The following is an 18084-nucleotide window of genomic DNA, read 5'->3' as shown; positions in this document are numbered from 1 at the left end:
GACGAGCGGAGGGCACATGATCGAAGAGCCGGCGTACACCGGTTTCGGTTTCACCGACGAGGAGTGGGGGCTGCTCGTCGGTCTGCCGCAGTCGGTGCTCACCGCGGCGAGCGCCGCCGAGTCCGACGGCACCAGGGCGACGATGGCCGAGAGCGCCGCCGGGCTGGAGAGCATCTCCGCCGGCCGGGAGTCGGCCAGCCCGCTGGTGGCGGCGGTCGCCGGTGAGCTGGTGACCCGGGTGGGCGACCCGGAGGCCGGCGAGGAGTTGCCCGCCATCGCCCCCGCCGATCCCCGCGCCTACGCCGAGGACGTGCTGGTCCGGGCGAAGGAGGCGATGGCGCTGTTGGCGGCCAAGGTCGACTCCGGGGAGGCCGGGGCGTACCGGCACTGGCTCGTGGAGATCGCCGAGCGGGTCGTCGGCGCGGCCAGCAGCGGCGGGGTCCTCGGCCTGGGCGGCAGCCAGGTCAGCCCGTCGGAGCGACGCTTCCGCGACCGGCTGGCGCAGGTTCTCGACGACTGATTCGACCGTACGGCGGCGCTGTGCCAGCGCCGCCGTACGTCTGCGTCGGACCACGTGCCGCCCGGTTCGCCGACCGCGACGCCGGGTCAGGCGACCCGGCGGCGGAACAGCACCGCGGAGAGCACCACTCCGAGGGCCAGGATGCCGAGGAACCAGGCCAGCGCGTGGGCCGGCGCCGATCCGACCGGCGTGTCCAGCAGCAGCCCGCGCAGGGACTCGATGACCGGTGTGACCGGCTGGTGCTCCGCGAAGCCGCGCACCCACCGGGGCATCGTCTCCACCGGCACGAACGCGCTGCTCGGATAGGGCAGGAACATCACCAGGAAGGTGTAGCCGCTGGCCGCCTCGGGAGTGCGCGCCAGCAGGCCGAACGCCGCGGACAGCCAGGACACCGCCAGCACGAACAACACCAGCAGCCCGGCTGCGGCCAGCCAGCGCAGTGGCGCGACGGCCGGACGGAACCCGATGGCGACGGCCACCGCCAGCACCAGCGTCGTGGCGACCAGGTTGCGGGCCACGCTCGCCACCACGTGACCGGCGAGGATCGAGGTGGCGCCGACGTCCATCGTGCGCAGCCGCTCGATCATCCCCTCGGTCAGGTCGGTGGTCACGCTCACCGCGGTGCCCGCCGCGCCGAAGCCCGCACAGAGCAGCAGTACGCCGGGCACGACGTAGGTCACGTACGCCGAGCCGGTCTCGATCGCCCCGCCGAAGAGGTAGACGAAGAGCAGCATCAGCAGCACCGGCAGCACCAGCGAGGTGAGCAGTGCGTCGACGTTGCGCCGGGACAGCCGGACGCAGCGGCTGATCATCACCGCGGTCTGCGTACCCCGTACCGCGAGCTCAGACATTCGCCACCTCCTGCGGCGCGCCGGTCGGTCGGCCGGTGAGGGTGAGGAAGACGTCGTCCAGCGTCGCCTCCCGGACGGTGAACCGGACCACCCCGTGCTGGTCCGGGTCGAGGTCGTCGAGCAGGCGTCGGACGTCCGGCGCGCTGCCGTCGGTGGTCACCGACAGTTCTCGCCGGGCCGGGTCGCGGTGGGTGACCCGGTCGCCGAGTCGCTGCGCCGCCTGCTCGAAGGCGACCGCGTCCCGCCATACCAACTCCAGCCGCTGGGCGCCGAAGCGCTGCTTGAGCTCGGTGGCGGTGCCTTCGGCGGCGAGCCGACCCTGGTGCAGCACGGTGATCCGGTCGGCGAGGCGGTCCGCCTCCTCCAGATACTGCGTGGTCAGCAGCACGGTGACGCCGGCCCGGGCCAGGTCGCCGATCACCTCCCACAGGCCCTGCCGACTGCGGGGATCCAGCCCGGTGGTCGGCTCGTCCAGGAAGACCACCGACGGCGTGCCGACGAGGCTGGCGGCGAGGTCGAGCCGGCGTCGCATGCCACCGGAGTAGGTCCGTACCCGCCGGCCGGCGGCCTCGACCAGGTCGAAGCGTTCCAGCAGGGCGGCGGCCCGCTGACGGGCGGCGGAGGGCGACAGACCGGCCAGCCGGGCCAGCATGGTCAGGTTCTCCACGCCGGTCTGCCCGTCGTCGAGAGCCGCGTGCTGGCCGGCGAGGCTGATCGCCCGCCGCACCTGCCGCCGCTGGCGCAGCACGTCGTGCCCGGCGACCCGGGCGGTCCCCGAATCCGGCCGGGTCAGGGTGGCCAGGATCCGCACCGTGGTGGTCTTGCCCGCCCCGTTGGGCCCCAGCAGCGCGTGCACGCCGCCGGCGGCCACCCGCATGGTCAGCCGATCCAGCACCACCAGGTTGCCGTAGGTCTTGCGCAGGTCTTCCAGTTCCACTGCCGGCGGCCCGTGCGCCATGATCACTCTCCTTAACTGCGTATGCAATACGCTTATCTGCGTAGACCATACGCAGAGGCTAGGATGACGGTCAAGGGAGGTGGAGTGGACGACGTCGAACTGCCCGAGAACATCGCGCTCGCCTGGGGGCTGCGCGACCGGTCGAGTCGCGGCCCGAAGCGCAGTCTCAGCCTGGAGCAGGTGGTCGCCACCGGCATCCAGGTCGCCCAGGCCGAAGGGCTGCCGGCGGTCTCGATGAGCCGCGTCGCCAGCGAGCTGGGCGTGTCGACCATGTCGCTGTACCGGTACGTGCCGACCAAGCACGACCTGCTCGATCTCATGGTCGACACCGCATTCGGCCCGCCGCCACCACCCCGCGCCCCCGACGAGGGCTGGCGAGCCGCCCTGGCCCGCTGGGGTGAGGGCAACCTCGTCGCGTTGCGCCGACAGCCCTGGATGCGCCACGTGGCGATCAGCGGTCCACCGATCAACCCGAACCAGGTCCGCTGGTTCGAGTACGGGCTGGTCGCCCTGCGGGGCACCGGGCTACGGGCCACCGAGCGGATCTCCACCATCATGCTGGTCAGCGGGTACGCCCGCAGCTGGGCCATGATCAGTCTGGATCTCGCCGAGGCCGCCGCCCGATCCGGGCAGACCCCCGACGAGGTCGGCCTGCGCTACTGGCGCAACCTCGCCGTGCTCACCGCGCCCGGCCCGTACCCGGCCATCCACGAACTGCTGGCCGAACCGTTCGACGCCGAGGAGCACCCCGACGAAGACTGGCGCTTCGGCCTCGAACGGCTGCTCGACGGCGTCGAGATGCTGATCCGCACCCGCGCCTCGGGCCCCGCCCGAGACTGATCCGCAGCCGCGCCTCGGGCCCCGCCCGAGACTGATCCGCAGCCGCGCCTCGGGCCCGGCCCGAGACTGAGCCACCCTCAGGCCCCCTCCAGCAGCGTCAACACCGCCCGCTCGGCCTGCTCGCGAGGGGCATCCACCTCCACCGGTGCCAGCACACCGTCATGGAACAGGTCGACCACCCGAGGGTCCACGTACGACGTACGCGCCACCGTCGGGGTGTTGCCCAGCAGCTCCGCGACCTCCCGCATCACCCCCGCCACTGCCCGTCGACGGGCGGTGGCCGACCGCACGGCGCCCAGCGCGGACAGTTCGGTGGCCGCCCGTACCGTCGCGTGCCAGGTCCGGAAGTCCTTCGCGGTCATCTCCCCACCGCTGGCCTCACGCAGGTAGTCGTTGACCTCGTCGGCACGCACGTCGCGCCAGTCCCGGCCGTCCCAGTAGCCGAAGAGCCGCTGCGCCGCCCGCCGCCGCCGACGCAGGTTGGCCAGCACCTGACACAGCTCCGGGTCGGAAACCAGCCGCACCTGCTCGACGCCGCCCTTGGCGGGGAACTCGAAGACCACGCAGCCCTGCCGCAGCCGGGTGTGCTCGGCGCGCAGGGTGGCCACCCCGAAGGTCGGGTCGTCCCCGGCGGCGTACTGGTCGCTGCCGACCCGGAAAGTGCCCATGTCCAACAGCCGGGTCACCGTCGCCAGCACCCGCTCCCGACGCAGCCCCCGCCCGGCCAGGTCCTGACCGACCCGCTCCCGCAGCACCGGCAACCGGCGGGCCACCTCCAGCACGTGGTCGAACTTCGCCTGATCCTGGCGCTGTCGCCAGACCGGGTGGTACAGGTACTGCTTGCGACCGGCGGCGTCGATGCCGATGGCCTGGATGTGCCCGTTGGGGTACGGCGAGATCCAGACGTCACGCCAGGCCGGCGGAATCACCAGCGCCCGCAACCGGGCCAGCTCGTCGGGGTCACGCACCGGGTCCCCGCCCGGCCCGAGGTACGACCAGCCCTGGCCGCGCCGGCGGCGTCCGTACCCCGGCCGACCCGGATCGCTACGCCGCAACCGCACGGTCCGCACGCACCGCCCGTTCCACCTCGTCGACGGCCACCAGCACCTGGTCGAGACCGAGCGCGGCCATCGTGGGATGGCTGCCTACCCCGTCCCAGTCCGGCCATGCCCCGCCGCCCGCCCAGAGCACCCGGTGTCGCCGCCGCTCCGGCGGCGGTCCCCACCGGCTCGGCGGGACCGGGCCGAACAGCACCACCGAGGGGGTGCGGTAGCCGGTGGCCAGGTGGGCCACCCCGGTGTCCCCGCTGACCACCAGGCGGGCACCCGCGACCAGCGCCGCCAACCCCGCGACGTCGGTGCGCCCGGCGAAGACCGCCTCCGCAGGCAGGCCCGCCTCGGCCGCGACCCGGGCGACCGGGTCCCGCTCCCGCGCACTGCCGGTCAACACGACCCGGTGCCCCCGCGCGGTCAACGTCCGGGCCAGCGCCGCGTACCGCCCGGGTGGCCACCGCTTGGCCGGCACCTTCGACCCGGGATGCAGCACCGTCACCCCGGTGGGCAGACCCGTCGTCGCCGGCCGACGCAAATCCAGGTCCGTCGGGTCGGCCGCGATGCCGTACCCGGCCAGCAGCCGGCACCAGCGCGCCACCTCGTGCTCGTCGTCGTCCCACGCCGGCCCGTCGAGATGCCCGGCCTCGGCGTTGGCGAAGGCGAGCAACCGGTGCGGGCCGACGGTGGCCAGCAGCCGGTGCGAGCCCGGCCCCCGCCCGTGCAGGTTGACCGCGACCTCGACCGCCGCACCGGGCCGCGTCAGCCGGTCCAGCCCGGCGGTCGGCAGCACCCGGTCGACCCCACCGACCAGCTCCACAAGCGGGGCCAGCCAGGCCGGCGCGGCGAGCACCAACTCACGATCGGGGTACGCCGCCCGCAACGCCCGCAACGCCGGGACCGCCGTGGCGAGGTCACCGACGCCCAGGGCACGCAGGGCCAGGATCACGGGTACGAGGTCTCCTGCTCGGCGCAGACGACCAGCTCGCGGACCGCGCAACCGGCAGGTTGGGAGAGCGCGAACATGATCGCGGCGGCGGTGTCCGCCGGCTCGTTGAGGATCGCGTCCGGCCCGGGACGGTACTGCGCATCCCGGTCGTCGAAGAAGGCGGTACGCATCCCGCCCGGCACCAACAGGGTCACCCCCACCGACCCGGCCAGCTCGGCGGCGAGCGCCCGGGTGAACCCGACCACGCCGAACTTCGCCGCGCAGTACGCCGTCGCGTCACTTACCGCCTTCAACCCGAGGGTGGAGGCGACCGTGACGATGTGCCCCCTCGACGCCTCCAGGAACGGCAGCGCCGCCCGGATCACCGCGGCAGTGGCAAGCAGGTCCACCGCGACGATCCGGTCCCACGTCTCACCTGGCACGTCCGCCAACCGGCCCGGCACGTCGATGCCCGCCGCTGTGACCACCGCGTCCAGCCCACCCGTACGCTCGACGAGCCGACGGGTGGCCTCCTCCGCACCCCGGGTGTCGGCAAGGTCGCACTCGATCCACGGCACACCGTCGGCCGGCGCCTGCCGGTCGAGCACGAGGGGCCGACCGCCGGAGCGGGCCACCGCCGCGACCACCGCCGCCCCCAGACCGCTGGATCCGCCGGTGACCAGCACCGTCCGGCCGGCGTCCGGGGCGCTCATGCCAGCGCTCCGGTGGCCCGGGTGGCGGCGATCAGTCCGGTGGTCGAACGACCGTCCAGGTAGGGCACCACCACGCTGTGACCGCCCCAACGGCGCAGGATCTCCGCCTCGGGCAACGCCTCGCCGTCGGCACCACCGGTGGCGTAGTCGCCACCCTTGACCCAGATGTCCGGTCGCAGCCAGGACAGCGCCGCCGCCGGGGTGGACTCCTCGAAGATCAGCACCGCGTCGACGCAGCTCAACGCGGCCAGCAGTCGACCACGGTCGGCCTGCCCGATGACCGGCCGCTGCGGCCCCTTCAGCCCGCTGACGCTGGCGTCGGAGTTGAGGCACACCACCAGGCAGTCACCGAGCTGCCGGGCGGCCTGCAGGGTGGCCAGGTGACCGGCGTGCAGCAGGTCGAAACAGCCGCCGGTGGCGACCACCGTGCCACCGGCGGCCCGGACCCGGGCCACCACCGCGGCGGCCGCCGCCACCCCGACCCGGTCCCCCGCGACGGCGGTGTGCACCGGCTGCGGGGCCCGCCGCACCGGCTGCGGCAGCGCCGTGGCCACTCCCCCGTCCGCCACGTACGCCGACGCCTCGGTCACCGCCTCGGTCACCGCCTCGGAGACGAGCGCCCCACCGGCCAGGGCGAGGCTGGCGGTGGCCGCGAAACGATCTCCCGCACCGCAGGTGTCCCCCTCGGTGGCGACCGGAGCAGGCACCATCAACGGGGTCGAGCCGGCCTGGCTGAGCAGGGCGCCGTCCGGACCCAGCGTCACGGCGACCGCGCCCGCCCGCCACCGCTGCCGCAACCGCTCCGCGCCCTCGGCGGCGGTGGCCAACCGGGTCGCCCCCGGTGACCCCTCCACCAGTTCCCGCACCTCCGCCTCGTTCGGCGTCGCCAGTCGTACCCCGGGCACCGCCGCCGGCCCGCGGGGATGCGGGTCCCAGACCACCGGGGCCCGGGTCGCCGCCAGCGCCGCCCGCAGCGCCGGCTGGCGGGCCACCCCCCGCCCGTAGTCGCTGACCAGCACCACCGACGCCCGGTCGATCACCCGTAACACCGCCTCCGCGGGCTCCCCCGGCTCGCTGACACCACCACCTCGGTCGTGGCGTAGCAGCACCCGCCCGCCGGCGCGCAGCCGGATCTTCTCCGGGGTGGCCCCGGCCAGCCGCAACGGATACACCTGCACCCCGGCCGCGGCCAGCAGCACACCCAGGCGGGCCGCACCGGCGTCGTCGGCCAGCGCGGTGACCAGGACCACCTCGGCGCCCTGGGCCGCCGCGAAGACGGCCGCCAGACCCGCGCCGCCCGGCCGGTCGACGTGCGCCATCTCGTCGAGCACCGGCACCGGTGAATCCGGACAGAGCCGGTTGACCACACCCTCGACGTCGCGGTCGAGCAGGGTGTCGCCGAGCACCACCACGGGTCCTGTCACGCTTGCCTCCTCACGCCTCGACCGGTCGCCCGGCGCCGCCGTCCAGCACCACCTCGACACCCGCCCGCACCGGGCCCTCCGCCGGGGCGCTCGACACCGCCGGCACCTGCGGCTCGACGTAGCGCGGTGTCGTGCCGCCGGTGTGCTCCGGCATCGCCTGTTCCACGTACTCGCAGAGCAGATGGCTGGAGACCAGGTGCAACTCCTGCACGACCTGGCTGTCCGACGACTCCACCGCGAGCACCTCGTGGCAGGCGTCGGCGAGCGGGTTCGGGGCCGGCCCGGTGAAGGCCCAGCACCGCAGCCCGGCTTCCCGCCCGGCCCGGGCGGCCGCGAGCAGGTTGCCGCTGCCACCGCTTGTGGACAGCAGCAGCAGCACGTCGTCGGGCCGGCCATGGGCCCGGACCTGGCGAGCGAAGACCTCGTCGTAGCCGTAGTCGTTGCCGATCGCGGTCAACGCCGACGTCTCGGCGTGCAGGGCGATCGCCGACAGTGGTTGACGGTCGTCGCGCAACTTGCCGACCAGTTCGGCGGTCAGGTGTTGCGCCTCGGCGGCGCTGCCGCCGTTGCCGGCCACCAGCAGCCGGCCACCGGCGGTGAGTCGCTGCGCCAGCGTCGCACCCCACCTGGCGAGCAGCGGCTCGCACCGCTGGTACGGCGGCAGCGCCGCAGCCAGGTTCGCCAGGTGCCGCTCCAGCAGGGTGGCCGCCGGCATCAGGCCACCACCCGGGTCGGCCGGCGTACGGCGACCACCTCGGCGTACACCTCGGCGATCCGCTCGGCGGTGACGGTCCACGAGTAGTGCTGCCGGGCCCGGGCCCGCGCCGCACCGGCGTACGCGAACCGGCGGATCCGGTCGTCGAGCAGCCGGCGCAGCGCCTCGCCCAACGCCCGGGGATCGCGGGCCGGCACCAGATCCCCGGTCACCCCGTCGACCACGGTGTCCCGCAGGCCGCCGACGGCGGTGGCCACCACCGGCACCCCGCACGCCATCGCCTCCAGCGGGGTCAGGCCGAACGGCTCGTACCAGGGGGCGGCCACCACGATGTCCGCCGACCGGTACCAGCGGCCCATCTCCTCCCGGGGCACCGCGCCCACCAGCCGCACCCGGTCGGCCACCTCGCAGCTGCCCGCCAGGGCCCGCAGCCGCCGGGCGTACGGGTCGGTCTCCAGCAACCCGGCAGGTGGGCCGCCCACCACCACGCACTCCGCCTCGGGTACGTGTGCCATGGCCCGCACCACGGTCTGGAAGCCCTTGCGTTCCACCAGCCGGCCGACGGTGAGGATCCGGGGACGGTCGGGTTCCCGCTCGGCGGTCGGGCCCAGCGGCGCGAAGGTGCCCAGGTTCACCCCGGACGGGACGACTGTCATCGCCGAGCGGGGCACCCCCATCCGGACCAACTCCCCCACCTCGTCGCGGCACTGCGCGATGACCCGGTCGACGGATCGGCCGAGGTGCAGTTCGTAGCCGATGCGCCGGGCCGGGCTGGTGTCCTGCACGCCCTGGTGGCGGCGCTTGACCGTGCCCAACGCGTGGTACGTCTGCACCACAGGTATCTCCAGGGCCCGGCCGGCCTGCAGTGCGGCCAGTCCGCTCATCCAGAAGTGCGCGTGGATCACCTCGGGCGTCCAGTCGCCGCCGCGCCAGCGGTCCACCAGCCACGCGCCGAACGGTCGCATGTGCGGCAGCAGCGCGTCCTTGGCCACCGGTTCGGCCGGGCCGGCCGGCACGTGCACCACGTCGTAGCCGTCCGGGCTGCGGACGATCACCGGCAGGTCGACCGCGTCGCGCCGGGTGTAGACCCGTACGTCGTGCCCGGCGGCGGCGAGCGCGGCGGACAGCTCCGCGACGTGCGTGTTCTGGCCGCCGGCGTCCTCACCGCCCAGGATGGCGAGCGGGCTGGCGTGCTCCGAGATCATCGCTATCCGCATACTTCCTCCTCCAGCAGCCGGTCCCAGTCGGCGAGGAATCGGTCGAGGCCGTAGCGCTCCCGGGCGGCGGCACGGGCCGCGAGGCCCGCTCGGCGGGCCTGCTGCGGCTGCGCGACGAACCGGCCGGCGGCCGCGAGCAGGGTGTCGACCCGGGTGGAGAGCGCACCGGCGTCCGGCGGCACCGCCATCGCCGCCTCGGTGGTGGCCAGCGCCACCACCGGCATGCCGATGCTCATCGCCTCGATCAGGCTCAGCCCGAGCGAGGTCCACCGGCACAGGTGCAGATACGCCCGGCGGCGCGCCAACTCGGCGTGCATCCGGTGCTGCGGCACGTCGTCGTGGCTGATCAGCCGGTCGGCGGGCAGCCCGAGGTGGTCGGCCAGCCCGGCCACCTTCATGCCGAAGACGTCAAGCGGGGCGATCTCGGCGAACCGGGGCAGCAGGTCGGTGCCGGTGACCCGCCACCGGCGTACCGGCTCGTTGATCACGACGGCCAGCCGGTCCAGCTCACCGGTGTACTCCACCGCCGGGGGCACGATGCCGTGGTCGACGACAGTGGTCCGGGTCGCCCCGGTGTCCCAGAAGAGTTCGTTGAACGCGGTCACGTGCGCGATCAGCAGGTCGTCCCGGTCGGCCATCGGGTGGCGGCTGTGCGGGACGTCGCCGTCCTTGGGGGTGTTGTGCTCCACGTAGATCGCCGGCAGGTCCCGGCCGGGGCGGCGGCCCAGCCACTCGGTCGCCAGGTCCAGTTCCTCGGGGCGTTGCAGGATGACCACGTCCACCTCGGCGCCGCGCAACTGCTCGGGGCTCACCTCGGTCGCGCTCTCCGGCCAGGTGTACGTGCGGGCCCGGCCCAGGCCGTACGGACCCCGGCCCGGGGTGGCCGGCACCAGGTAGCGGTGTTTGCCGTGCACGAAGGAGGTGGTCCAGGAGCCGTGCACGTGCCACAGCAGGATGTTCATCGGCCACTCCCACCGCTCGGCACGGCCAGCAACCGCAGGGCGGTCAGGACCGCTTCGGGTTCGACCCGGCTCAGGCAGGGATGCCCGGGTACGGGACAACGCGCGGCCCGGGTGTCGCGGCACGCGGCGGTGGCGTCGCCGAGGCGTACCGTCGGCACCCGCCAGGGTCCCCACTGGCCGAACGGGACGGTGGGCGCGAAGAGGCTGACCACCGGCACCTCGTGGGCGGCGGCCAGGTGCGCCGGGCCGGTGTTGCCCACCACGACCGCGCCGGCCGCCGCGACGACCCCGGACAACTCGGCCAGCCCGGTCCGGCCGCCCAGGTCCACGGCGTGGGCGCCGGCCACCCGGGCGGTCAGGTCGCGTTCCTGCGGGCCGCCGGTGACCACCACCCGGTGGCCGGCGTCGACAAGTTCTCGGGAGATCCGCTCGGCCAGCTCCGGTGGGCAGCCCCGGGCCTGCGCCGCCGAGCCGGGGTGCAGCACCACGTACCCCGGTTCGCCGGCCTCGGGTGGGGGCGGTGGCGCCGGCCGCAACCGCAGGCGCGGCTCGTCGCCGGGCGGTAGCGGGTAACCCGCCGCCGCGGCGAGGGACAGGGCACGTTCGGCCTCCGGCACACCGGCCGGTACCCGGTGCCGCACGTCCAGCAGCGAGCCGGGGTAGTCGTCGCTGATCGCGGCGATCCGCCCGACACCGGCGATGCGCAGCAGCAACGCCAACGGCAGCGGCGACTGGTGGAAGGAGGTGAAGACGACCGCCTCGTCGGCGGCGACGGCGGCGAGGCGGTCGATCAGCGCGGTCATCTCCGCCGGGTCGACGGGGCCGGGTGCGGGGTCGATCCACGGCAGCCGGTGTTCGATCACCTCGTCGACGCCGGGCAGCAGGTCGGCGGCGGCCCGACCATGCGGGCCGCAGAGCAGCACCACCCGGTCGGCGCCGGCGGCCACCGCCCGGATGCCCGGCCCGGTCACCAGCACGTCGCCCGCCGAATCGGAGCGGACCACCAGCACGGTCCGTTCCCCCTCGACGCGGGCGGCGGTCGTCGACGAGGTCAGCGCCTGCTGGCGACGCAGGATCTCCGCGACCGCCGACGGCAGGTCGTCGGCCACCCAGGGCGCCGCGGCGATCTCCTCGGTCCGGGTGACCGGCGTCGGCACCAGGATGCCGGCCGCACCGGCGGCCAGCGCCGCCGTGACGTCCCGCCCGATGTCACCGATCAGCGCGCAGCGGGCCGGCACGGTGCCCAGCGCCTCGGCGGCGGCGTACACCAGTCCCGGTGCCGGCTTGCGGCAGGCGCAGCCGTCGCCGTCGTCGTGCGGGCACACCTGCCAGCTGTCGAAGGGCCCCAACAGCTGCTCGACCCGGCGGTGCACCTGGTCCAGTTGCGCGGCGGTGAACAGGCCCCGGGCCAGCCCGGACTGGTTGGTCACCACGGCGAGTTTCAGGCCGGCGGCACGCAGCCGGTCCAGCGCCGCGCGGGCACCGGGCACGGCCCGCACCTTGTCCGGATCACCGTTGTACGGCACGTCCTCGATCAGGGTGCCGTCGCGGTCCAGCAGCACCGCGTCGAACAGCGGGGACTCGCGACCGGCCAGCACCACGGCTGACCTGCGCTTATCCGGTTCCCCACGGTCCCCTCGCACGGGCGGCGGGTTCCCGACGCCCCGAGGAGTAAACGTCGATTGCGACGCGGCGGGCGAATGCCGCGCGTCGGCGGCCTGTCGGGGCGCCGCCAGCGGTGGCCTTACCCGTCGCCCCGGAGAAGCTAACCCGGGTGTGGTTAGCCGGCGACAGCGGCGGGGTACGGACAACCGGTGGCGATCGTGCAGCAAGTGATCAAGGCTCCGGTCCAGCAGGTCTGGGCGGTCCTCGCGGACGGATGGACCTACAGCGACTGGGTGGTCGGCACCGCCCACATGCGCAACGTGGACGACGACTGGCCCGCGGTCGGCACCCGACTGCATCACCGTGCCGGGCCCTGGCCGTTCTCGCTGGAGGACTCCTCCCTGGTGTTGGAGTGCGAGCCGGAACGCAAGCTGGTGCTGCGGGTGAAGCTCTGGCCTGCCGGCGAGGCGATCGTGGTGTTCGCCCTGGAACCGGTCGGTCCGGACACCACCCGGGTGTCGCTCGGTGAGGACTTCGCCGCCGGCCCGCTGCGCTGGGTGCGCAACAAACTCAACGACCTGGTGCTGCACCAGCGCAACAAGGAGACGCTCAACCGGCTCTCCGACATCGCTCGTCGGCAGAAGACCCCGGACTGATCCGGACCCGTCGACCGACCGCGTGCCGGCAGAGCGGCCGACACCGGGCGGGGGAGCCATTTCGCCCCGGAAGGGGCAAGTAGCTACTCTCTGATAGACCCTGTTCGCAGACCGAGGATGTCCCCCATGATCGAACCCGTCCAGTTGCCCTCGCCGTGGCGGGACGCGCGCCTGACTGTCGTGGTGCCGACCTACAACGAGGCCGGCAACCTGCCGACGCTGGTCGAGCGGCTCCTGGCGCTGCCACTGCCCGGTCTGAAGGTGCTGGTCGCCGACGACAACTCGCCGGACGGCACCGGCGACGTGGCGGACAAGCTGGCCATCGAGCACCCCGAACGGATCGAGGTGGTGCACCGGCCGGGCAAGGAGGGGCTCGGGCGCGCGTACGTCGACGGGATCGGCCGTGCCCTCGACGGTGGGGCGGAATACGTGGCCCAGATGGACGCCGACCTGTCGCATCCGCCGGAGGCGCTGCCCGGCATGCTCGGTGCCCTGCTGTCCACCCAGGCCGGCGTGGTGATCGGATCGCGGTACGTCCCCGGTGGCGAGCTGGACGAGAACTGGCCGCTGTACCGACGGGCCCTCAGCGGCTGGGCGAATCTCTACGTGCACACCCTGCTGCGGGTACGCATCCGGGACCTGACCGCCGGCTTCAAGATCTGGCGGGCCGACGCGCTGCGCGACATCGGGTTGGAGCGGGTCCAGTCCAACGGCTACAGCTTCCAGGTCGAGATGCACTACCTCGCCACGAAGCTCGGGCACACCATCCTCGAGGTGCCGATCCGGTTCGAGGAGCGGCGCGACGGCGACTCGAAGATGACCACCGCCACCAAGATCGAAAGCGCGTTGATGCCGTTCAAGCTGCGCACCCGGCACCGGCACATCGAGCGCTGAGCCGACCGGTCAGCGGCAGGTCGCGCGGTGCGTACCGCGCGGGCAGGTCAGCGGTAGATGGCGCCGTGCGCGGTGCGTACCGCGCCGCGGTAGAGGTCGCCGGTGAGCACGCCGTCGCGGGCCAGTGCGGCACGGGCGGCGTTCGCACCCGGCGCGCCGTGCACCCCGCCGCCCGGGTGCGCCGACGAACTGGCCAGGAAGAGCCGGTCCACGGGCGTGTCGGCCCGGCCCAGGCCGGGGATCGGGCGCAGGAACAGCTGCTGGTACGGCGCGGCGGTGCCACCGCCCAGCGCCCCGCCGACCAGACTCGGGTTGGCCTGCTCCAACTCGGCCGGTCCGGCCACGTGCCGGCCGACGACCAGTTGCCGGAAGCCGGGTGCGGCGGCCTCCAGCACCGCCTCCATCCGCTCCACGTGCGTCATCAGTTCCTCGGCCCGCCAGTCCTGCCGGAACGGCAGGTGGGTGTACGACCAGAGGGACTCGGTGCCCGGCGGTGAGTGGCTGGGATCGGCCACCGACATCTGCCCGAGCAGCAGGAACGGATCACGCGGCAGTTCACCACGGGCCAGGTCCGCGGCGTACCCGGTCAGCCCGCCGAGATCGGCGCCCAGGTGCACGGTGCCGGCGGTGGACAGCCGCGGGTTGCGCCACGGCATCGGCCCGGACAGCGCCCAGTCCACCTTCAGCGTCGAGCCGTCCCAGCGGAAGTGCTCCAGGTCCGCCACCAGCCGGGGCGGTAGCGCTGGGGCCCCGACCAGGTCGAGGTAGAGCGCGGGCGCGGGCACGTCGGCGAGCACCGCCCGGCGGGCCTGCCACAACCGGCCACCCGCCGTGCGTACGCCCACCGCCCGTCCCCGGGCGATCAGCACCCGGTCGGCGCGGGCACCGTAGATGATCCGGCCACCCCGTTCGGTCAGCCGGTCCACAAGCGCATCGGTGATCTTCTGCGCCCCACCGACCGGCACCGGCCAGCCGACCTGCTGCCCGAGCATCGCCAGCAGCCAGCCGTACACCCCCGAGCCGGCCTCCTCGGGCGACAGGTCGGTGTGCAGGGCGCAGCCCGCCAGCAGCGCGGTGCCGCCGTCACCGGCGAACAGTTCCGCACCGAGCCGGCGTACCGGCAGCACCATCCGCCGGGCCAGCCGCAGCGCGCCGCCGACCCGCACCCGACGCAGCAGGTCCAGCCCACCGCGCACCGGCGGGAACGGCGTGGTGATCACGTCGATCATCGGTTCGGCGACCTGCCGCCACTGCTCGTACGCGGTCAGCCAGCCCTGCCCGTCACCGGGCGCGAACTCCTCCAGGGAGGCCGCGGTGACCGCCGGATCGCGGTTGAGCAGTGCCGCCCGCCCGTCGGGAAACAGGTGCGCCAGCACGTCCGGGGCGTGTCGCCAGACCAGCCCGTGCCGCGGCAGGTCCAGGTCGCGCAGCACCGGCGAGACGTAGCCGAGCGGGTAGAAGGAGCTGTAAAGGTCGCTGAGGTAGCCCGGTGCAGTGACCTGGGCCGACCGCACCGCCCCTCCGGGCACCTGGGTCGCTTCCAGCACCAGGACGTCCCAGCCGGCGTCGGCGAGGAGGTTGGCGGCGACAAGTCCGTTGTGTCCCGCTCCGATGACGACGGCGTCCGCCCGCTCGGAACCGGTGGAACCCGGCGAAGTCATCCACGGACGCTACCCCGCAGCCAACCGGACGAAACGTTTGCCGGCCCTGGCGCGGGGCATCCAGCGCCCATGTACACGGTTGCGCAGCTGATCGGCGGGGTGTGGGGGGCCGGCGGGGACGACGGCGAGTTCGTGGTCTGCGACCCGTCCGACGGCAGCCGGGTGAGCACCGCGCCGATCGCGACGGCCGACGAGGTGGGCAAGGCCGTGGCGGCGGCGCGGGAGATGACCGCGCAGTGGGCGGCGACCGCGCCGGCGGAACGGGCGGCGGCGCTGCACCGCGCCGCCGACGCGGTGGCCGACGCCGCCGACGAACTCGCGCAGGCCACCACGGCGGAGATGGGCAAGCCGCTGGCAGACGCCCGCGGCGGGGTGGACGCCGGCATCGGCACCCTGCGCCAGTACGCCGAACTGGCCGCGACGCGTGGTGGCCGTACCCTGCACGGCGATCCCGCCGCTGTCGACTTCATGGCCCCCGAGCCGCGCGGGGTGGTCGCCGTGATCACCCCGTGGAACGATCCGGTGGCGGTGGCCTGTGGGCTGCTCGGCGCGGCCCTGGTCACCGGCAACGTGGTGCTGCACAAGCCGAGCGAACGGACCCCGGCGACCGGGTGGCTGCTGGCCCGGGCGTTCGACACCGCGCTGCCGGCCGGGGTGCTGTCGCTGCTCACCGGCGGCCCGGAGACGGGCGCGGCGTTGGCCGCCGCCGAGGTGGACGTGGTGGCGCACGTCGGCTCCACCGCCACCGGCCGGGCCATCGCCGCGGCTGCCGCGGTCGGCGGTGCCAAGGTGCTGCTGGAGAACGGGGGCAGCGACCCGCTGATCGTCGACGCGGACGTCGACCCGGTGTGGGCGGCCGGTCAGGCGGCGCAGGGCGCGTTCGCCAACGCGGGGCAGATCTGCGTCGCCGTGGAACGGATCTACGCCCATCGGGACATCGCGGAGGACTTCGTCGACGCGCTCGTCGAGCGGGCTGCGGCGCTACGCGTCGGGCCGGGCCGCGACCCGGACACCGAACTCGGCCCGCTCGTCGACCGGCGGCACCGTGACCAGGTGCACGGGCAGGTCACCGCGGCGGCGGCCGACGGTGCCCGGATCCGGGTCGGCGGCACGCTGCCCGAGGGCCCTGGCGCCTTCTATCCCGCCACCGTGGTCGACAACTGTCGGCACGACCTGACGCTGGTCCGCGAGGAGACCTTCGGGCCGGTCGCGCCGGTGGTGGTGGTCGACTCGTTCAGCGAGGCGCTGCGGTGTGCGGCCGACTCGCCGTACGGGCTGGCCGCCACGGTGCTGACCGGGTCGATGAGCCACGCCCAGCGGGCCTGGCGGGAGTTGCCGGTCGGCACCGTCAAGGTGAACGCGGTCTTCGGCGGCGCCCCCGCCGGGGCCGCCCATCCTCGTCGCGGCAGTGGTCAGGGCTTCGGCTACGGGCCGGAACTGCTCGACGAGTTCACCGCGATGAAGGCGGTGCACATCGAGGCGCCCGGCGGCGGGCACTGGTGAGCGCGAGGGCCCGGTCGCGGGCGTACCCCTGCGACCGGGGCCCTCGACGTCAGCTCAGTCGCCGCGGGCCTTGCGGGTCTGCCGGTCGTTGGCCTTCTCGATGGCCTTGACCAGTTCCGGCTTGGTCATGCTCGACCGGCCCCGCACGTCCAGCTTGCGGGCCACCTCCAGGAGGTGGTCCTTGGGGGCGTTCGCGTCCACCCCACCTGCGGTGGGTGCCCGCCGCTGCGGGCCGCCACCTGCGGCCTGCGCGTCGCTGGGGCCCTTGCGGCCCTTCGGCTCCCAGTGGTCGCCCACCTTCTCGAACTGGTGCTTCACCGCGGCGAAGGCGGTACGGTGCGCCCGCTCGCCCTCGCCGTAGGTCTCGACGGCGGAATCGTGCGTCTTCTCCCAGGTGCGCTGGGCCTTCTCCGGGGAGCGCCGCAGCGTGCTGGGCAGTACCTCGCGCCCGGGCATCTCGTCCTCCTGTCGTCTGCGAGCGTTCCTACTGGCGTCCCCGTTGCCGCAGCCGGTAAACGGGCGCGCCGGTTTGCCGACGGCTGAGGCCGGGTACCGGCCGGGCCACCCGAATGGGTCGCGAACTGCGAGGGAGCGGTGATGACCACGACGAACTCCGACGTCCCGCCGGCCGACGGTCGCACCGCCGCGTTGCCCCGCCGGATCCGCCAACTGAGCTGGCCGACCTGGCGTGGCGTGCTGATCCGCAGCGGCCGCAACTTCCTGCGGGACAACTGCACGGACTGGGCTGCCGCGCTCACCTACTACGGGGTGCTCGCGCTGTTTCCGTCCACCGTCGTGGTGGTCGCCCTGGTCGGGCTCGTCTCCGACGGCGAACGCACCGTCGACACCGTCCTGGATCTTGCCCGTGGCGTCGGTGCCGGTGACGTGGTGGGCAACGAGAGCTTCGTCGGGGTGGTTCGGGCGCTTGTGGACCAGAACAGTTCGGCCGGGGTCCTGCTGAGCTTCGGTCTGTTCGGTGCCCTCTGGTCGGCGTCGAACTTCATCGCGTCGTTCACCCGTGCCTCGAACGCGATCTACGGGGTGACCGAGGGCCGGCCGATGTGGCGGTTGCGTCCGATGCAGATCGGGCTCGCCGCCCTGTCGCTGGTCCTGATCGCCACGGTGGCCGCCGGTCTGATCGTCAGCGGCCCGGTCGCGGACGCGGTCGGTGACCTGATCGGTGCCGGTGGCGCGGCCCGTACGGCCTGGGCCGTGGCGAAGTGGCCGGCCCTGGCGATGATCGCCATGTTGCTGCTGTCCCTGCTGTTCTGGGTCGCGCCGAACGTGCGTCAGCCCCGCTTCCGCTGGCTCACCCCCGGCGGCGTGGTGGCCCTGCTCGCCTGGATGATCTCCTCCTTCGGCTTCGGCCTGTACGTGGCGAACTTCGGCTCGTACGACGCCACCTACGGCAGCCTCGGCGCGGTCATCGCGTTCCTGGTCTGGCTCTTCCTGTCCAACTCGGCGCTGATGCTCGGCGTCCAGATCAACGCCGAACTCCAGCGCGGTCGGGTGATCCAGTCCGGTGCGAACGACACCACCGAACCGGTGTTGCCGCCCCGCTCACCGGCCGGTTCGTGACTGCTTGCCG

General features: G+C 73.9%; 18 protein-coding genes. 6 read left to right on the top strand and 12 right to left on the bottom strand.

All coding sequences use genetic code 11. From position 1 onward, the window contains the following. Window positions 1-16 precede the first annotated feature (16 nt). Window positions 17-520, top strand: coding sequence for a hypothetical protein (locus tag Vgi01_RS15450; protein ID WP_013732656.1), 504 nt, complete (start codon window positions 17-19; stop codon window positions 518-520). Between the two features lie 86 nt (window positions 521-606). Here the strand turns inward: Vgi01_RS15450 and Vgi01_RS15445 are convergent, their stop codons facing one another. Further along, entirely contained in the window at window positions 607-1371 is a 765-nt protein-coding gene (locus Vgi01_RS15445) for an ABC transporter permease (RefSeq protein WP_204291474.1), read from the bottom strand. After that, window positions 1364-2329: an ATP-binding cassette domain-containing protein gene (locus tag Vgi01_RS15440; protein WP_204291473.1), complete on the bottom strand. Its 966-nt coding sequence runs from the start codon at window positions 2327-2329 to the stop codon at window positions 1364-1366. The genes Vgi01_RS15445 and Vgi01_RS15440 overlap by 8 nt, the downstream gene beginning before the upstream one ends. Window positions 2330-2413: 84 nt before the next feature. Between Vgi01_RS15440 and Vgi01_RS15435 the strand changes: the two genes are divergently transcribed. Further along, on the top strand, window positions 2414-3169 hold the full coding sequence (locus Vgi01_RS15435) for a TetR/AcrR family transcriptional regulator (protein WP_204291472.1): 756 nt from the start codon (window positions 2414-2416) through the stop codon (window positions 3167-3169). Window positions 3170-3246: 77 nt separating this feature from the next. On the opposite strand, the gene Vgi01_RS15430 is transcribed toward Vgi01_RS15435, so the two are convergent. The 8 genes from Vgi01_RS15430 to Vgi01_RS15395 are packed head-to-tail and all read right to left on the bottom strand — an operon-like array spanning window position 3247 to window position 11778. Beyond that, window positions 3247-4230 carry a DNA topoisomerase IB gene (locus tag Vgi01_RS15430; RefSeq protein ID WP_204291510.1) on the bottom strand — a complete coding sequence of 328 codons (984 nt, stop codon included), beginning with the start codon at window positions 4228-4230 and terminating at the stop codon, window positions 3247-3249. Beyond that, window positions 4214-5167 carry a glycosyltransferase family 9 protein gene (locus Vgi01_RS15425; RefSeq protein ID WP_204291471.1) on the bottom strand — a complete coding sequence of 318 codons (954 nt, stop codon included), beginning with the start codon at window positions 5165-5167 and terminating at the stop codon, window positions 4214-4216. Before Vgi01_RS15425 ends, Vgi01_RS15430 begins: the two co-directional genes overlap by 17 nt. Next, a complete protein-coding gene (locus Vgi01_RS15420; RefSeq protein ID WP_204291470.1) occupies window positions 5164-5859 on the bottom strand; it encodes an SDR family oxidoreductase in 696 nt (231 codons plus the stop codon). The genes Vgi01_RS15425 and Vgi01_RS15420 overlap by 4 nt, the downstream gene beginning before the upstream one ends. Continuing rightward, window positions 5856-7283, bottom strand: coding sequence for a PfkB family carbohydrate kinase (locus Vgi01_RS15415; protein WP_204291469.1), 1428 nt, complete (start codon window positions 7281-7283; stop codon window positions 5856-5858). The genes Vgi01_RS15420 and Vgi01_RS15415 overlap by 4 nt, the downstream gene beginning before the upstream one ends. 10 nt (window positions 7284-7293) lie before the next feature. Then, window positions 7294-7998 carry a D-sedoheptulose-7-phosphate isomerase gene (locus Vgi01_RS15410; protein ID WP_013732648.1) on the bottom strand — a complete coding sequence of 235 codons (705 nt, stop codon included), beginning with the start codon at window positions 7996-7998 and terminating at the stop codon, window positions 7294-7296. After that, the gene (locus tag Vgi01_RS15405) at window positions 7998-9215 is read right to left on the bottom strand and encodes a glycosyltransferase (RefSeq protein WP_102658097.1); all 1218 of its coding nucleotides are present in this window, start codon (window positions 9213-9215) and stop codon (window positions 7998-8000) included. The genes Vgi01_RS15410 and Vgi01_RS15405 overlap by 1 nt, the downstream gene beginning before the upstream one ends. After that, complete coding sequence (locus Vgi01_RS15400; RefSeq protein ID WP_204291468.1) at window positions 9206-10177, bottom strand: glycosyltransferase family protein; 972 nt, start codon at window positions 10175-10177, stop codon at window positions 9206-9208. Before Vgi01_RS15400 ends, Vgi01_RS15405 begins: the two co-directional genes overlap by 10 nt. Further along, window positions 10174-11778 carry an HAD-IIIA family hydrolase gene (locus Vgi01_RS15395; protein WP_204291467.1) on the bottom strand — a complete coding sequence of 535 codons (1605 nt, stop codon included), beginning with the start codon at window positions 11776-11778 and terminating at the stop codon, window positions 10174-10176. Before Vgi01_RS15395 ends, Vgi01_RS15400 begins: the two co-directional genes overlap by 4 nt. A gap of 213 nt (window positions 11779-11991) precedes the next feature. Here Vgi01_RS15395 and Vgi01_RS15390 point away from each other — a divergent pair, with 213 nt between their 5' ends. Both Vgi01_RS15390 and Vgi01_RS15385 read left to right on the top strand, forming a co-directional pair. Further along, window positions 11992-12438, top strand: a complete 447-nt coding sequence (locus tag Vgi01_RS15390; RefSeq protein ID WP_204291466.1) for an SRPBCC family protein — start codon at window positions 11992-11994, stop codon at window positions 12436-12438. A 126-nt stretch (window positions 12439-12564) separates the two neighbouring features. Continuing rightward, window positions 12565-13332: a polyprenol monophosphomannose synthase gene (locus tag Vgi01_RS15385; RefSeq protein ID WP_102658101.1), complete on the top strand. Its 768-nt coding sequence runs from the start codon at window positions 12565-12567 to the stop codon at window positions 13330-13332. A 47-nt stretch (window positions 13333-13379) separates the two neighbouring features. Here Vgi01_RS15385 and Vgi01_RS15380 read toward each other — a convergent pair whose 3' ends face one another. Beyond that, the gene (locus Vgi01_RS15380) at window positions 13380-14993 is read right to left on the bottom strand and encodes a phytoene desaturase family protein (RefSeq protein ID WP_204291465.1); all 1614 of its coding nucleotides are present in this window, start codon (window positions 14991-14993) and stop codon (window positions 13380-13382) included. A gap of 69 nt (window positions 14994-15062) precedes the next feature. On the opposite strand from Vgi01_RS15380, the gene Vgi01_RS15375 reads away from it, so the two are divergent. After that, complete coding sequence (locus Vgi01_RS15375) at window positions 15063-16496, top strand: aldehyde dehydrogenase family protein (protein WP_204291464.1); 1434 nt, start codon at window positions 15063-15065, stop codon at window positions 16494-16496. Window positions 16497-16550: 54 nt separating this feature from the next. On the opposite strand, the gene Vgi01_RS15370 is transcribed toward Vgi01_RS15375, so the two are convergent. Further along, the gene (locus tag Vgi01_RS15370; RefSeq protein WP_013732640.1) at window positions 16551-16952 is read right to left on the bottom strand and encodes a ChaB family protein; all 402 of its coding nucleotides are present in this window, start codon (window positions 16950-16952) and stop codon (window positions 16551-16553) included. A gap of 141 nt (window positions 16953-17093) precedes the next feature. On the opposite strand from Vgi01_RS15370, the gene Vgi01_RS15365 reads away from it, so the two are divergent. After that, window positions 17094-18074 (top strand): YihY/virulence factor BrkB family protein, encoded by a 981-nt coding sequence (locus Vgi01_RS15365; protein ID WP_204291463.1) that lies wholly within the window; start codon window positions 17094-17096, stop codon window positions 18072-18074. Window positions 18075-18084: the final 10 nt, after the last annotated feature.

The sequence above is a fragment of the Micromonospora gifhornensis genome (assembly GCF_016863515.1).
GTDB lineage: Bacteria > Actinomycetota > Actinomycetes > Mycobacteriales > Micromonosporaceae > Micromonospora > Micromonospora gifhornensis.
Note: the sequence above shows the minus strand (reverse complement) of the source record. Positions and strands in the feature narration are given on the sequence as shown.